This is a genomic window from Microbacterium sp. LWH7-1.2 (assembly GCF_038397755.1).
In the GTDB taxonomy this organism is placed as follows: domain Bacteria; phylum Actinomycetota; class Actinomycetes; order Actinomycetales; family Microbacteriaceae; genus Microbacterium.
The window spans coordinates 284,311-299,261 of record NZ_CP151637.1 but is presented as its reverse complement, the minus strand read 5'-3'; the positions used below and the strand labels follow the sequence as shown (position 1 = coordinate 299,261).

General features: G+C 65.4%; 11 protein-coding genes and 3 rRNA genes. 5 read left to right on the top strand and 9 right to left on the bottom strand.

Translation table 11 applies throughout. The features are described 5' to 3' along the window. The first annotated feature begins 78 nt into the window (after nt 1-78). Nucleotides 79-1,278 carry a citrate synthase gene (locus MRBLWH7_RS01395; protein WP_341998454.1) on the top strand — a complete coding sequence of 400 codons (1,200 nt, stop codon included), beginning with the start codon at nt 79-81 and terminating at the stop codon, nt 1,276-1,278. Here MRBLWH7_RS01395 and MRBLWH7_RS01390 read toward each other — a convergent pair. Further along, nucleotides 1,254-1,952, bottom strand: a complete 699-nt coding sequence (locus MRBLWH7_RS01390) for an alpha/beta family hydrolase (protein WP_341998452.1) — start codon at nt 1,950-1,952, stop codon at nt 1,254-1,256. The two genes, MRBLWH7_RS01395 and MRBLWH7_RS01390, sit on opposite strands and share 25 nt — an antisense overlap. Continuing rightward, nucleotides 1,949-2,674, bottom strand: coding sequence for a general stress protein (locus MRBLWH7_RS01385; RefSeq protein WP_341998450.1), 726 nt, complete (start codon nt 2,672-2,674; stop codon nt 1,949-1,951). Before MRBLWH7_RS01385 ends, MRBLWH7_RS01390 begins: the two co-directional genes overlap by 4 nt. Nucleotides 2,675-2,714: 40 nt before the next feature. Here MRBLWH7_RS01385 and MRBLWH7_RS01380 point away from each other — a divergent pair, with 40 nt between their 5' ends. The 3 genes from MRBLWH7_RS01380 to MRBLWH7_RS01370 are packed head-to-tail and all read left to right on the top strand — an operon-like array spanning nt 2,715 to nt 5,712. Continuing rightward, the gene (locus MRBLWH7_RS01380) at nt 2,715-4,037 is read left to right on the top strand and encodes a CBS domain-containing protein (protein WP_341998448.1); all 1,323 of its coding nucleotides are present in this window, start codon (nt 2,715-2,717) and stop codon (nt 4,035-4,037) included. Continuing rightward, the gene (locus MRBLWH7_RS01375; RefSeq protein WP_341998446.1) at nt 4,037-4,564 is read left to right on the top strand and encodes a DUF1003 domain-containing protein; all 528 of its coding nucleotides are present in this window, start codon (nt 4,037-4,039) and stop codon (nt 4,562-4,564) included. Before MRBLWH7_RS01380 ends, MRBLWH7_RS01375 begins: the two co-directional genes overlap by 1 nt. After that, complete coding sequence (locus tag MRBLWH7_RS01370) at nt 4,561-5,712, top strand: P-loop NTPase (protein ID WP_341998444.1); 1,152 nt, start codon at nt 4,561-4,563, stop codon at nt 5,710-5,712. Before MRBLWH7_RS01375 ends, MRBLWH7_RS01370 begins: the two co-directional genes overlap by 4 nt. A gap of 12 nt (nt 5,713-5,724) precedes the next feature. Here the strand turns inward: MRBLWH7_RS01370 and MRBLWH7_RS01365 are convergent, their stop codons facing one another. Then, the gene (locus MRBLWH7_RS01365) at nt 5,725-6,105 is read right to left on the bottom strand and encodes a Sec-independent protein translocase TatB (protein ID WP_341998442.1); all 381 of its coding nucleotides are present in this window, start codon (nt 6,103-6,105) and stop codon (nt 5,725-5,727) included. Nucleotides 6,106-6,177: 72 nt separating this feature from the next. On the opposite strand from MRBLWH7_RS01365, the gene MRBLWH7_RS01360 reads away from it, so the two are divergent. Further along, entirely contained in the window at nt 6,178-6,813 is a 636-nt protein-coding gene (locus tag MRBLWH7_RS01360) for a class I SAM-dependent methyltransferase (RefSeq protein WP_341998440.1), read from the top strand. 62 nt (nt 6,814-6,875) lie between these two features. On the opposite strand, the gene MRBLWH7_RS01355 is transcribed toward MRBLWH7_RS01360, so the two are convergent. The 6 genes from MRBLWH7_RS01355 to MRBLWH7_RS01330 form a co-directional block, all read right to left on the bottom strand. Next, a complete protein-coding gene (locus MRBLWH7_RS01355; protein ID WP_019179788.1) occupies nt 6,876-7,049 on the bottom strand; it encodes a DUF3117 domain-containing protein in 174 nt (57 codons plus the stop codon). 91 nt (nt 7,050-7,140) lie between these two features. Beyond that, entirely contained in the window at nt 7,141-8,361 is a 1,221-nt protein-coding gene (locus MRBLWH7_RS01350) for a hypothetical protein (protein WP_341998430.1), read from the bottom strand. Next, entirely contained in the window at nt 8,343-9,419 is a 1,077-nt protein-coding gene (gene dapE, locus MRBLWH7_RS01345; protein WP_341998428.1) for a succinyl-diaminopimelate desuccinylase, read from the bottom strand. Before dapE ends, MRBLWH7_RS01350 begins: the two co-directional genes overlap by 19 nt. An 81-nt stretch (nt 9,420-9,500) precedes the next feature. After that, nucleotides 9,501-9,617 (bottom strand): 5S ribosomal RNA (gene rrf / locus MRBLWH7_RS01340). A gap of 107 nt (nt 9,618-9,724) precedes the next feature. Beyond that, nucleotides 9,725-12,829: ribosomal RNA gene (locus MRBLWH7_RS01335) — 23S ribosomal RNA — on the bottom strand. 438 nt (nt 12,830-13,267) lie between these two features. Next, nucleotides 13,268-14,789 (bottom strand): 16S ribosomal RNA (locus tag MRBLWH7_RS01330). The 16S, 23S and 5S rRNA genes sit together here, the layout of an rRNA operon. Nucleotides 14,790-14,951 lie beyond the last annotated feature (162 nt).

The window sequence follows — 14,951 nt, the reverse complement described above, 5'->3', positions numbered from 1 at the left end:
CCGCGTTGGCCGGACCTTCCCGTACAGTCAGTGTCGGAACTTGATCATGCTTTCGTCAATCTTGATCGGATCAACATCATGAGCGATCTTCCCCGACTCACCGCCGCCGAGGCGGCCGCCCGCCTCGGCGTCAAACCCGAGTCGCTGTACGCCTACGTGTCGCGAGGCCTTCTGTCGCGCGAGCGCGACGCCGCGGGTTCGTCGTTCGATCCGCTGGAGGTCGAGGCGTTCGCGCGACGGCGCCGGCGCTCCCCCGGAGCTGTTCCCGGATCGCCGACCCCCGGCACCCCGCTCATGGTGCTCGACACCCGGCTCGCTCACATCGACGACGACGAGCTGCACTATCGCGAGCGGTCGGCGGCGCAGCTGGCCCGCGACACGTCGTTCGAGGACGTCGTGACATGGGTGTGGGACGTCTCCACGCTCCGCGCCCCCTCGCCCGCCGACGTCGCCGTCGCCCGGCGCACGATCGCGGCGCTGGGCCCGGCGGCCCGGCCGCTCGACCGGCTGCTCGTCGCGGTGTCGGCCCTCGCAGCCACCGACCCCCTGCGCGATGATCCGGATCCGTCACAGCTTCTGCGCGCGGGCGCACGGCTCGTGACGGGACTGCCCGCCGCACTCGCCGGCGCCGACGAGCGTGCCGGCGTCGCGCGGACGCTGTGGCGCGCACTCGCTTCGCGCGATCTGCCGGGCGGATCCCGACTTCTCGACGCGGCGCTGGTGCTCGTCATCGACCACGACCTCGCCGTCTCGACCCTCGCCGCGCGCGTCGCCGCCTCGGCGCGCGCCTCCGGCTACGCGGTCGTCACCGCCGCACTCGGCGCGTTCGATGCGCCGCTGCATGGCACCGCAAGCCGGGCGGCGGCGCACCTGCTCCGCGCCGTCCGGGATGGCGACGACCCCGCGACGGCCATCGCGCGTGCGGTACGCGACGGCGGCCGCGGCATCCCGGGCTTCGGCCAGCCACTCTATGCCGGCGGCGACATGCGGGCGACGGTGCTCCTCGAGCTGCTGCGCGACGCGCCGGAGAGCGCCGGCGTGCTCGCCGCGGTGGACGCCGTCGCGGACGAGGTGGCGCGCCGCGCCGGCATGCGGCCGAACCTCGATCTCGCGTTGGCCGCTCTCACCCTCTGGGCGGAGATGCCCGACGACGCCGGGTCGGTGATCTTCGCGATCGGGCGAATCGTCGGCTGGATCTCGCACGCGGTGGACGAGTACGACGAACGCCCGATGCGCCTGCGACCGCGGGGGCGCTACGTGGGTCCTGCTCCCGAGTGAGTCCGGCGCAGCCATCCGGCGACCCCCGGTGCGAGGCCGGCCGCGATCTCGGCCGCCGGGCGCTTGCGGCCCTTCACCTCGAACGAGTGCCCGCCGCCGTCGATCCAGGCGATGTCGGCGATCCGGCAGGACGCGACCGCCTCTTCGAGCTGCTCGTGCGGGTCGATGAACGGGTCGTTGGTCCCCTCCACGAAGAGCTGGGGCTGCGGCACGTCAGGCAGATGAGCGGTGCGGGCCTTGTCGGGCCTGCCCGGCGGGTGCAGCGGATAGCCGAGATAGACGAGGCCGGCCGGGTCGATGTCGCCCTCGGCCGCCGCCATCGACGCCATGCGCCCGCCGTACGACTTGCCCATCGCGAAGACGGGAGCGCCTGCGGCGCGTTCGGCCAGCTCGGCATGCACCGCTGCCCACGTCGCGATCGCGTGCGCCGCGGGTCCCGGCATCCGTCTTCCTGCTTCCACGTACGGGAAGTTGAATCGCAGCGTGGCGACGCCCTCCTGCGCGAGCGCGTCGGCGAAGCCGGTGAGGAACGGATGCCGATACCCCGCGCCCGCGCCGTGCGCCACGGCCGCGAATGCCCATGCCGACGACGGCATGGCGAGGTCCGCCGAGACCTCGACACCCCCGTTCGGGAGCGGGACGGCGATCCGCGAGGAACCACCGTCTGCGGTCATGCGCGCTTGCTGTCGTCGGCGCGCGAGGCGTCGGCCGCATCTTGCTCGGCGGGCGGCGCCGGCTCGGCACCCGCGGGCTCGTCCGGCGTCGTCGGGCTGACGGAGCCCGCAGGGGCCTCGCTGTCGGGCTCGATCTCGGCGTCGGACTGGGGTGCGACACGCTCGCCGTACTTGGGCGGCTCGGCGGGCTGAGCGCCGGGGCTGGGGGCAGCAGGCGCCGCGGGGGCTGTCGGAACGACCGGTGTGACCGCCGCCTGCGGGCCGAGCACCTGGCGTGCGCGGCCGACGCTGTTATCGGTGACGGTGACCTCGTAGTGGTCCGCCACGACCTGCATCACCGACGCGTAGTCGCGGCGGCGCCGCACGAATGAGTACGCCACGATGCTCAGCAGCATGCCGATGGCGATGCCGACGAAGAGCACGCCGACGAATGCCTGGATCGGCACGGACGGCGAGCCGATCACGAGGATCGCCGAGAAGAGCAGGCCGAGAAGGAGCCCGTTCACAGCGCCGGAGCGGGCGGCCGACGCATAACCCAGGCGGCCGGTGATGCGCTCGATCGAGCGGAGTCCCTGCCCCACGATCGCGATGTCGCGCGCCGGGATGTCGGCCGCGATGAGAGACGACACCGCCTTCTGCGCCGCCTCATACGTCGGGAAGCTCGCCACGGTCGGACCGACCGCGTCGGAACTCTGCGGAGAGCGCCCTCCCATCATGGTCATCTCCCCATCCTCCCATGGCGCGCGGACTACGCTGGGACGTGTGAGCACGCAGAGGGTTTTCGTCGCGCGCCTTTCCGGGTGCTCGGTCTTCGACCCCGCCGGCGACCGTCTCGGCAAGGTCCGCGACGTCGTCGTCATCTATCGCAAAGACGATCCACCCCGCGTGATCGGGCTCATCGTCGAGATCCCCGGCCGACGCAACGTGTTCGTGTCGATCGGTCGCGTCACCTCCATCGCGACGGGTCAGGTCATCACGACCGGACTCATCAACGTCCGCCGCTTCCAGCAGCGCGGCGGCGAGGTGCGGGTCATGGCGGAGCTCCTCGGCCGCAAGGTGTTCTTCGCCGACGGGTCGGGCACCGCGGTGATCGAAGACGTGGCCATCGAGCGCAACCGCCTCGGAGAATGGGATGTCGGCCAGCTCTTCCTGCGCAAGCCGAAGACGAGCGCCTCGCCCTTCGCCAAGGGGCCGACGACGTTCGCCAGCTGGGACGCCGTACGCGAGCGCCAGGTGCCTGGCGAGGCGCAGTCCGCCGAGCAGCTGGTCGCGACATACTCCGAGCTGCGCCCCGCCGACCTCGCGAACACGCTGCTCGACCTCCCGGAGGAGCGACTGCTCGAGGTCGTGGAGGAGCTTCCCGACGACCGTCTCGCCGACGCGCTCGAGGAGATGCCCGAGGAGGAGCAGGTCCACATCCTCGAGGCCCTCGACGACGAGCGCGCCGCCGACATCCTCGACGCCATGGAGCCCGACGACGCGGCCGACGTCCTCGGGCAGCTGCCCGAGGATCAGCGGGAGGAGCTCCTCGAGCTCATGGAGCCCGAGGAGGCGGAAGACGTCCGCGCCCTCCTCAAGTACGGTCCCGACACCGCCGGCGGGCTCATGACGAGCGAGCCCATCGTGCTCTCCGCCGACGCGACCATCGCCGAGGCACTCGCGCTCATCCGCCGTCACGAGCTGCACCCCGCGCTGGCGGCCGCCGTCTTCGTGACGCTCCCGCCGTACGAGACGCCCACGGGACGCCTTCTCGGAACCGTGCACTTCCAGCGGATGCTGCGCTACCCGCCCCACGAGCGCCTCGGCGCGATCATCGACGACACGCTCGACCCCGTGCCGGCGACGGCTTCCGCCGCCGAGGTCGCACGGCTGCTCGCCTCGTACAACCTCGTCTCGCTCCCCGTCGTCGATCCGGCCCATCGGCTGGTCGGAGCGGTCAGCGTCGACGACGTGCTCGACTACCTCCTTCCCGAGGACTGGAGATCGCACGATGCCGAGGAGGATGAACGCCCGGCATCCGTCCCCACCACGACCGCGAGCACGACCATTCTCGGCAAGCCGTCCGGCGCAGGCAGGAGGCGCTGATGGCACGCAACACCCGCCAGCCGTCGCTCGACGCGCCCCGCGGCCGCTCGGGCATGCTCCAGCGCTCCCCACAGCCGTCCAGCGACCGATTCGGTCGATTCTCCGAGGCGTTCGCGCGCGCGATGGGCACGTCGGGCTTCCTGATCGGGATGACGATCTTCGTCGCCGTCTGGCTGACGTGGAACATCTTCATGCCGCCGCAGCTCCAGTTCGACCCTGCGGCGACCAACTTCACGCTGCTGACGCTGATCCTGTCGCTGCAGGCGTCCTATGCTGCGCCCCTCATCCTCTTGGCGCAGAACCGTCAGGACGACCGCGACCGTGTGCAGATCGAGCAGGACCGGCAGCGGGCCGAGCGCAACCTCGCCGACACCGAGTACCTCGCCCGCGAGGTCGTCGCGCTGCGGATGGCCGTCAACGACTTCGCGGACCAGGTCGTCACGCGCGATGTGCTCCGCACCGAGTTGCGCACCCTCCTCGAGAAGCTCGAGAGCACGCCCGGGGCCGACGACGGCGCCGCACGATGAGCCCGGCCTCCGCGGACGCCGTCCGCGCCGCCGTCGGCGCCGTCCCCGACCCTGAGCTGCGCCGCCCGATCGGCGAGCTCGACATGGTCCGCGAGATCTCCGTGGACGGCGGTGTCGCACACGTCGCGATCGCGCTGACCATCGTGGGCTGTCCCGCCGCGGACCGGATCGCGGCCGACGTGCGTGCGGCCGCAGCATCCGTGTCGGGAATCACGGATGTCGCGCTCGAGGTCGGAGTCATGACGCCGGCTGAGCGGCACGCCCTCACCGAGCGGCTGCGCGGCGGCCGCGGCCGCGAGATGCCGTTCGGCCCCGGCACGCTCACGCGCGTCATCGCCGTCACGAGCGGCAAGGGCGGCGTCGGCAAGTCGACGGTCACCGCGAACCTCGCCGCCGCGCTGGCCGCGCGCGGGCTCGCCGTCGGACTCATCGATGCCGACGTGCACGGGTTCTCGATCCCCGGCCAGCTGGGGCTCGTCGCGGCCGACGGCACCGTGCCGCAGCCGACGCGCGTCGACGACCTCATGCTGCCGCCGGTCGCCCATGGGGTGAAGGTGATCTCGATCGGCATGTTCCTGCGCCGTGCCCAGGGCGACGCGCCGGTCGGCGCCGTCGCATGGCGGGGGCCGATGCTGCACCGCACGGTGCAGCAGTTCCTCACTGACGTGTACTTCGGTGATCTCGACGTGCTCCTGCTCGACATGCCGCCCGGCACGGGCGATGTCGCGATCTCGGTCGGACAGCTGCTGCCCAACGCCGAGGTGCTCGTCGTGACGACGCCCCAGGCCGCCGCCGCCGACGTCGCCGTACGCAGCGGCGTCGTCGCGCGTCAGACGGGCCAGCGCGTCATCGGTGTCATCGAGAACATGGCCGCCATGACGCTTCCCGACGGCACGAAGATCGACGTGTTCGGCGCCGGGGGCGGCGCTGCGGTCGCCGATTCGCTGTCCCAGCCCGACGCCGAGGTGCCCCTGCTGGCTTCGGTCCCGCTCAGCCCGACGCTGCGCACGGACGCGGATGCCGGCACCCCGGCGGTCATCATGCACCCCGACGATCCCGCGGCGCGCGCCATCTCGGGCCTCGCCGAGACTCTGGCCCGGACGCCCCGCGGGCTGTCCGGGCGCGCTCTGCCGTTCCGCCCGCGCTGACCGCGGCGCGGGTCAGGTCGCCTCGCTGTCGAAGGGAGTCGGGCCGTCGATCGGGACGCGGTACGGCGTCCGCACCGGCGTCGTCGGCGGCACCGGGGCAGCCTGCGCCTGGGTCGCCGCGATGCTCGCGACGGGAGCATCGTCGAGCAGCGCCTCGCGGATGATGCGCCGGGGATCGTACTGGCGGGGGTCGAGTGTGCGCCAGTCGACGTCGTCGAAATCCTCGCCCATCTCATCGCGCACGCGCGTCCGTGCGGTCGTCACCCACGCCCGTGCACGCTTGGTCAGCCCCGCGAGGGCCTCCGCATACCTGGGAAGCCGCTCGGGACCGAGGATGAGTGCCGCGACGAGTCCGATCAGCAGGAGCTTCTCGATCGTGAGGCCGAAGATCATGCCTTCAGATTACCGCCGTGCCTGTGCGGCCAGCGCCGTGCGGCCGCGTAGGCTGACGAGCGGAGGATTCCGATGGGAGAGCAGAACGCGAACCAGCGGTTCGTCGACGAGGCGACGAGCGAGCCGGAGCACATCGCGCGTGCCCGTGCGCATGCGCTCGAGCTCGGCGCCGCACCGGTCAGCCCCGCGATCGGCGCTCAGTGCGCGGTCATCGCCGCGGTGTCTCAGGCGCTCAACATCGTCGAGATCGGCACCGGTGCGGGGGTCTCGGGTCTGTGGCTGCTGCACGGCTCCCCCCGCGCGACCCTCACCACCATCGACAAGGAGCCCGAGCATCTCGGCGCCGCCCGTCAGGCCTTCGCCGAGGCCCGGATCCCTCCAGCACGCGCCCGATTCATCACCGGCCGCGCCTCGGAGGTGCTGCCGCGCATGAACGAGGCGTCCTACGACATCGTGCTCGTCGACGCGGATCCCGAGGGGGTCATCGAGTACGTCGAGCACGGTCTGCGCCTGGTCCGCGCCGGCGGGACGGTGCTGGTCCCCCGCGTGCTCTCCGGTGGCGCGGTCGCCGATCCGGTGCGCCGCGACCCGGTCACGACCTCGTACCGCTCGCTCATCCAGGAGACGCAGGCCTCCCCCGCGGTCATCGGCGCACTGTCGATCACCGGCGAGGGTCTGCTGCAGCTCACCACCGTCGCCACGTCCTGAGGCTCGGACGAGGAAACGCGAACGGCCGGTCCGATCGGACCGGCCGTTCGCGCAACGGGCGATTACGCGGCGTTGACGACGCCCCCCAGGACGTCGTAGAGCTCCTTGGCCTCAGCGTCGTTCACCGAGACGACGAGGCGACCGCCTCCCTCGAGCGGCACGCGCACGATGATGAGTCGACCCTCCTTCACGGCCTCCATCGGCCCGTCTCCGGTTCTCGGCTTCATGGCTGCCATTGCGGCTCCTTTTCATCGATGGTCTGCACGTCAAGTTTATCGTGAGGGCCGACGCCCCGGGCACGCCTGGGGAAAGCGGCATCCGATCCGGTCACGGGACTTGCCAGTTGGTGCTGCCCAGCGCATACATGTTGTAGATCCACCACCACTGGCCGACGAGGCACGCGGCGAGCACGCCCATCCGCCATACGCGCGAGCGCGGAACCGCGAACGCGCCCCACAGCGGCGAGAGCGGCACCAGCAGACGGAAGATGCTCGACTGCGGGAAGAACACGAGCAGGAGGTAGACGAGGTAGCTCGCGCTCCACAGGCGGATCTCGATGCCGAGCCGGCGCACCTGCGGCAGGGCGATCAGGGCGACCGCGATGAGCAGCAACCCTCCGCCCACGAGCGCATAGCCGAGTGCGAGCGGCAGATGCCACATCGTCTCGAACCAGTACGACACTCCCGCGAGGAACGGCTCGAGCGGCGTGAACGTCGCATCCCCGGGGGCCCAGTTGCGCCGCCACGCCAGCTCGGTCGCAAGGTACGCGTCCGGATCGCCCGTGACCCATCCCGCGATGAACTGCCACGCGAATCCCGAGATCGCGGCGAGGAGGCCTGCGGCGATGATGTGGGCGATCTCCGGGCCGCGCAGCGGCTCGCGCGCCCGCGTGAACCAGCGCCAGATCCCGAAGAGCGCAAGGAACAGCGCGAACGCCAGCACACCGGGGCGCGTGAACGCCATGAGCGGGATGAGCGCGTACAGCCACGCATATCGTCGGCGGGCGACGGCCAGCAGAGCGCAGAACAGCCAGAACAAGTTGAGCGCCTCGGCGTAGCCCACGTGGAAGAGCGCCGCGAGGGGGCCGCTGGCGAAGAACGCCACAGCCCAGAGCGTCGCCGACTCATCCAGCCGCATCCGCAGCAGGTAGTAGAGCGCGACGGATGCCCCGTACCCGGCGACGAGCGAGACGATGAGGGCACCGATCTGCCAGAGGCCGAACGGCGTCACCGCCTGTGCGAGCCATGGATAGATCGGGAGGAACGCCCACGCGTTCTCGGCGACCTGCCCGGAGTCGGTGAGCGGCAGACGGCTCGGGTATCCGGAAACGGCGACGACCCAGTACCACGTGCCGTCCCACGCGACGACGGTGTCGCCGAGGCGGGCGTCCGCGCCCATCCGCGATGTGAAGCCGGAGAGCTCGGTAGCGGCGAACAGCAACAGGGAGGTGACGATCCTCGCGGCGACGTAGATCGCTGCCACTCGCACGGCGGTCCGCGCGGCGGACGGGTGCGCCACGGGCGCTGACGTCAGCTGCTCGCCAGCCACGCGCGCAAGCCTTGCTCGACCGCCTCGATCTGGGAGACCGGCACGCGCTCTTCGTCGTGGTGGGCCAGGTGGGGGTCGCCGGGCCCGTAGTTGACCGCCGGCACACCCAGCGCGCTGAAGCGCGCGACATCCGTCCAGCCGTACTTCGGCCGGGGCTCAGCCCCGACGGCGGCGAGGAACTCCTCGGCGAGGGATGCGTCCAATCCGGGCCGCGCGCCGGCTGCCGCATCGATGACGTCCACCTCGAAGCCGGCGAACACGTCGCGGACGTGGCTCGCCGCCTCGGCGACGTCGCGGCTGGGGGCGAAGCGGTAGTTGACCTCCACCTCGCACAGGTCCGGGATCACGTTGCCCGCCACACCGCCGGTGATGCGTACCGCATTGAGGCCCTCGCGGTAGACGAGGCCTTCCACCGCGACGTCGCGCGGGATGTAGGCGGCGAGGCGCTCGAGGATCGGAGCGGCCTTGTGGATCGCGTTCTCGCCGATCCATGCCCGGGCGCTGTGCGCGCGCACCCCATGCGTGCGGACGATGGCGCGCAGATTGCCGTTGCAGCCGCCCTCGACCTCACCGTTCGACGGCTCGCCGAGGATGGCGAAGTCGCCGGCGAACAGATCGGGGCGGGTGCGGGCGAGCCGGGTCAGGCCGTTGAGGTCCGCGTCGACCTCCTCGTGGTCGTACCACATCCAGGTGATGTCGACGCGGGGGTCGGCGAGCTCGGCGGCGAGCTTCAGCTGCACGGCGACGCCCGCCTTCATGTCGACGGTGCCGCGCCCCCGGATGAAGGGCGCCCCATCGACTTCGATGTCTTTGGTGGGCACGTTGCCGTTGATGGGGACCGTGTCGATGTGACCGGCGATGACGACGCGCTGCGCCCGGTCCAGGTGGGTGCGGGCGACGATCGTGTCACCGTCGCGATAGACGTCAAGGTGGTCGAGGGCAGAGATCTGGTCGAAGATCGCGTCGGCGAGAGTCTTCTCGTCCCCGGAGACGCTCGGAATGTCGCAGATGATGCGAGTGAGTTCGGCTGAGGGAAGAGTCAGATCGAGCGCCGGCATCCCTCGAGTCTACCGAGCGCCAAATGCGGCCGTTAACGCGGAATGGCCACCCCGTGTGGGGTGGCCATTTCGTGAATGGGTGTCCGGCGGTGTCCTACTCTCCCACAGGGTCCCCCCTGCAGTACCATCGGCGCTGAGAGGCTTAGCTTCCGGGTTCGGAATGGGACCGGGCGTTTCCCTCTCGCTATGGCCGCCGAAACTCTTTCGATGTTTCAGGTCTTCACAACGTGAAAAGTTCTGTGTTTTGTTGTGTTCCCGACCGTACATCGGGAACCACTCAGTGGACGCGAGCACCAGAAGTTGGTGTTATCAAGTCATCGGCTTATTAGTACCAGTCAGCTGCACACGTTGCCGTGCTTCCACATCTGGCCTATCAACCCAGTAGTCTGGCTGGGAGCCTCTCACCCGAAGGTATGGAAGTCTCATCTTGAGGCCGGCTTCCCGCTTAGATGCTTTCAGCGGTTATCCATCCCGAACGTAGCTAACCAGCGGTGCACTTGGCAGTACAACTGGCACACCAGAGGTTCGTCCAACCCGGTCCTCTCGTACTAGGGTCAGATCCTCTCAAACTTCCTACGCGCGCAGCGGATAGGGACCGAACTGTCTCACGACGTTCTAAACCCAGCTCGCGTACCGCTTTAATGGGCGAACAGCCCAACCCTTGGGACCTACTCCAGCCCCAGGATGCGACGAGCCGACATCGAGGTGCCAAACCATGCCGTCGATATGGACTCTTGGGCAAGATCAGCCTGTTATCCCCGAGGTACCTTTTATCCGTTGAGCGACAGCGCTTCCACAAGCCACTGCCGGATCACTAGTCCCGACTTTCGTCCCTGCTCGACCTGTCAGTCTCACAGTCAAGCTCCCTTGTGCACTTACACTCGCCACCTGATTGCCAACCAGGTTGAGGGAACCTTTGGGCGCCTCCGTTACTTTTTGGGAGGCAACCGCCCCAGTTAAACTACCCACCAGGCACTGTCCCTGAACCGGATTACGGTTCGAAGTTAGATATCCAGAGTGACCAGAGTGGTATTTCAACAATGACTCCACGAATACTGGCGTATCCGCTTCACAGTCTCCCACCTATCCTACACAAGCCACACCGAACACCAATACCAAGCTGTAGTAAAGGTCACGGGGTCTTTCCGTCCTGCTGCGCGTAACGAGCATCTTTACTCGTATTGCAATTTCGCCGAGTTCGCGGTTGAGACAGTTGGGAAGTCGTTACGCCATTCGTGCAGGTCGGAACTTACCCGACAAGGAATTTCGCTACCTTAGGATGGTTATAGTTACCACCGCCGTTTACTGGGGCTTAAATTCTGAGCTTCGCCTTGCGGCTAACCCGTCCTCTTAACCTTCCAGCACCGGGCAGGCGTCAGTCCGTATACATCGTCTTGCGACTTGGCACGGACCTGTGTTTTTAGTAAACAGTCGCTACCCACTAGTCTCTGCGGCCACCACGCCCTTTTCCAGGCAAGCTGGTATAAGCGGATGGCCCCCCTTCTCCCGAAGTTACGGGGGCATTTTGCCGAGTTCCTTAACCACGATTCTCTCGATCTCCTTGGTATTCTCTACCTGACCACCTGAGTCGGTTTGGGGTACGGGCGGCTAGAACCTCGCGTCGATGCTTTTCTCGGCAGCATAGGATCACCCACTTTTCATCCGCATCGTGTCTCAGCCTGTATGAGTCACGGATTTGCCTATGACTCGGCCTACGCACTTGCCCCGGGACAACCATCGCCCGGGATGGGCTACCTTCCTGCGTCACACCTGTTAATACGCTAACCGCACCAGAATGGGGTCGTACGCTAGGCCCCAAGCCATCGCCCGAAGGCTCCGGTCATGGGGATTCAGATACTTAGCACTACTGGGTTAGTTTGGGCGGTTCTTCGCCGGTACGGGAATATCAACCCGTTGTCCATCGACTACGCCTGTCGGCCTCGCCTTAGGTCCCGACTTACCCAGGGAAGATTAGCTTGACCCTGGAACCCTTGGTCTTTCGGAGGACGTGTTTCTCACACGTCTTTCGCTACTCATGCCTGCATTCTCACTCGTGTAGCGTCCACGGCTGGGTCACCCCGCCGCTTCACTCGCCACACGACGCTCTCCTACCCATCAACACGGCTGGACCACGAAGGCCTACCAATAATGTCAATGCCACAACTTCGGTGGCGTGCTTGAGCCCCGTTACATTGTCGGCGCGGAATCACTTGACCAGTGAGCTATTACGCACTCTTTCAAGGGTGGCTGCTTCTAAGCCAACCTCCTGGTTGTCTAAGCAACTCCACATCCTTTCCCACTTAGCACGCGCTTAGGGACCTTAGATGGTGGTCTGGGTTGTTTCCCTCTCGACTATGAAGCTTATCCCCCACAGTCTCACTGCTGCGCTCTCACTTACCGGCATTCGGAGTTTGGCTGACGTCAGTAACCTTGTAGGGCCCATCGGCCATCCAGTAGCTCTACCTCCGGCAAGAAACACGCAACGCTGCACCTAAATGCATTTCGGAGAGAACCAGCTATCACGAAGTTTGATTGGCCTTTCACCCCTATCCACAGCTCATCCCCTCAGTTTTCAACCTAAGTGGGTTCGGCCCTCCACGACGTCTTACCGTCGCTTCAGCCTGGCCATGGATAGATCACTTCGCTTCGGGTCTAGGACATGCGACTGAATCGCCCTATTCAGACTCGCTTTCGCTACGGCTACCCCACCCGGGTTAACCTCGCCACATATCGCTAACTCGCAGGCTCATTCTTCAAAAGGCACGCTGTCACACCTACCAGGGGTGCTCCAACGGTTTGTAAGCAAACGGTTTCAGGTACTATTTCACTCCCCTCCCGGGGTACTTTTCACCTTTCCCTCACGGTACTTGTCCGCTATCGGTCATCTGGGAGTATTTAGGCTTATCAGGTGGTCCTGACAGATTCACACGGGATTTCTCGGGCCCCGTGCTACTTGGGATACGCTCCACGCCAGAACACGCATTTCGACTACGGGGCTGGCACCCACTCTGGCCCGCCTTTCAAGACGGTTCGTCTATACGCTTCTGTCACGTCGACCACTCGGCAGAATGATCAGGAACGTCCCGCAACCCCCCACATGCAACGCCTGCCGGCTCTCACACACATGAGGTTTAGCCTGATCCGATTTCGCTCGCCACTACTCACGGAATCACGGTTGTTTTCTCTTCCTGTGGGTACTGAGATGTTTCACTTCCCCACGTTCCCTCTACCCGCCCTATATATTCAGGCGGGAGTCACTAGGTCGGCACGCCGCCCAGCGGGGTTTCCCCATTCGGACACCCTCGGATCAAAACTTGCTTATCAGTTCCCCGAGGCTTATCGCAGATTGCTACGTCCTTCTTCGGCTCCAGATGCCAAGGCATCCACCGTTTGCTCTTAAAGACTTGAAAACATGAGAATCAAAAACTCGGACACACTCCCAAAAGAGTGCGACCAGAAATTGACTAATGATCTTTAAGATCATCAACACAAAACAACCCCGAAGGGTCATCTTGCAAAGATGCTCGCGTCCACTGTGTAGTTCTCAAAGTACGGGCGGCACCCCCCAACCCACCGACAACAGCCGGCAGCCAGGAGGCCCAGAGAGTCACACACCACCCACCCCCCGAAGGAGACATGGCAGCGTCCGGTCCCTCAGGACCCAACAGCGTGCAGGCACCCCGCTCACCAGAACCCACCCTCCAACCCGGACCCCGAAGAATCCTGGCGTACTAGTGGGCACCAGACGCGCTGATGCCATGTCAAATGTTCCACCCATGAGCCCCAACCAGGAACATTCGCCCTGATCTGGGTCCTAGAACCTCCGAAGAGACTCAGGTGCTCCTTAGAAAGGAGGTGATCCAGCCGCACCTTCCGGTACGGCTACCTTGTTACGACTTAGTCCTAATTACCGATCCCACCTTCGACGGCTCCCTCCACAAGGGTTGGGCCACCGGCTTCAGGTGTTACCGACTTTCATGACTTGACGGGCGGTGTGTACAAGACCCGGGAACGTATTCACCGCAGCGTTGCTGATCTGCGATTACTAGCGACTCCGACTTCATGAGGTCGAGTTGCAGACCTCAATCCGAACTGGGACCGGCTTTTTGGGATTCGCTCCACCTCACGGTATTGCAGCCCTTTGTACCGGCCATTGTAGCATGCGTGAAGCCCAAGACATAAGGGGCATGATGATTTGACGTCATCCCCACCTTCCTCCGAGTTGACCCCGGCAGTATCCCATGAGTTCCCACCATTACGTGCTGGCAACATAGAACGAGGGTTGCGCTCGTTGCGGGACTTAACCCAACATCTCACGACACGAGCTGACGACAACCATGCACCACCTGTTCACGAGTGTCCAAAGAGTCCCCTATTTCTAGGGTGTTCTCGTGTATGTCAAGCCTTGGTAAGGTTCTTCGCGTTGCATCGAATTAATCCGCATGCTCCGCCGCTTGTGCGGGTCCCCGTCAATTCCTTTGAGTTTTAGCCTTGCGGCCGTACTCCCCAGGCGGGGAACTTAATGCGTTAGCTGCGTCACGGAATCCGTGGAAAGGACCCCACAACTAGTTCCCAACGTTTACGGGGTGGACTACCAGGGTATCTAAGCCTGTTTGCTCCCCACCCTTTCGCTCCTCAGCGTCAGTTACGGCCCAGAGATCTGCCTTCGCCATCGGTGTTCCTCCTGATATCTGCGCATTCCACCGCTACACCAGGAATTCCAATCTCCCCTACCGCACTCTAGTCTGCCCGTACCCACTGCAGGCCCGAGGTTGAGCCTCGGGATTTCACAGCAGACGCGACAAACCGCCTACGAGCTCTTTACGCCCAATAATTCCGGATAACGCTTGCGCCCTACGTATTACCGCGGCTGCTGGCACGTAGTTAGCCGGCGCTTTTTCTGCAAGTACCGTCACTTTCGCTTCTTCCTTGCTAAAAGAGGTTTACAACCCGAAGGCCGTCATCCCTCACGCGGCGTTGCTGCATCAGGCTTCCGCCCATTGTGCAATATTCCCCACTGCTGCCTCCCGTAGGAGTCTGGGCCGTGTCTCAGTCCCAGTGTGGCCGGTCACCCTCTCAGGCCGGCTACCCGTCGACGCCTTGGTGAGCCATTACCTCACCAACAAGCTGATAGGCCGCGAGCCCATCCCAGACCAAAAAATCTTTCCAACCCCCACCATGCGATAGAGGCTCATATCCAGTATTAGACGCCGTTTCCAGCGCTTATCCCAGAGTCCAGGGCAGGTTGCTCACGTGTTACTCACCCGTTCGCCACTGATCCACCCCGCAAGCGGGGCTTCACCGTTCGACTTGCATGTGTTAAGCACGCCGCCAGCGTTCATCCTGAGCCAGGATCAAACTCTCCATAAAAAATGAATACCACCCGAACCGGGAAAAACGGTCCAAAGCAGCGAGTTCAACCATGACCAAAAACGAATATCAAACTGACATCCATGAATTGATCCAAAAAAGACCCCCACCAACCAGAAAACCTGGTCGACAGAGAAAAAAATTGGCATTTGACAAGTGCAC

Excerpts from the sequence above, each read along its gene's own strand:
- MRBLWH7_RS01395 (WP_341998454.1), top strand. The coding sequence starts at position 79 with ATGAGCGATCTTCCCCGACTCACCGCCGCCGAGGCGGCCGCCCGCCTC.
- MRBLWH7_RS01390 (WP_341998452.1), bottom strand. The coding sequence starts at position 1,952 with ATGACCGCAGACGGTGGTTCCTCGCGGATCGCCGTCCCGCTCCCGAAC.
- MRBLWH7_RS01385 (WP_341998450.1), bottom strand. The coding sequence starts at position 2,674 with ATGACCATGATGGGAGGGCGCTCTCCGCAGAGTTCCGACGCGGTCGGT.
- MRBLWH7_RS01375 (WP_341998446.1), top strand. The coding sequence starts at position 4,037 with ATGGCACGCAACACCCGCCAGCCGTCGCTCGACGCGCCCCGCGGCCGC.
- MRBLWH7_RS01370 (WP_341998444.1), top strand. The coding sequence starts at position 4,561 with ATGAGCCCGGCCTCCGCGGACGCCGTCCGCGCCGCCGTCGGCGCCGTC.
- MRBLWH7_RS01365 (WP_341998442.1), bottom strand. The coding sequence starts at position 6,105 with ATGATCTTCGGCCTCACGATCGAGAAGCTCCTGCTGATCGGACTCGTC.
- MRBLWH7_RS01360 (WP_341998440.1), top strand. The coding sequence starts at position 6,178 with ATGGGAGAGCAGAACGCGAACCAGCGGTTCGTCGACGAGGCGACGAGC.
- MRBLWH7_RS01355 (WP_019179788.1), bottom strand. The coding sequence starts at position 7,049 with ATGGCAGCCATGAAGCCGAGAACCGGAGACGGGCCGATGGAGGCCGTG.
- dapE (WP_341998428.1), bottom strand. The coding sequence starts at position 9,419 with ATGCCGGCGCTCGATCTGACTCTTCCCTCAGCCGAACTCACTCGCATC.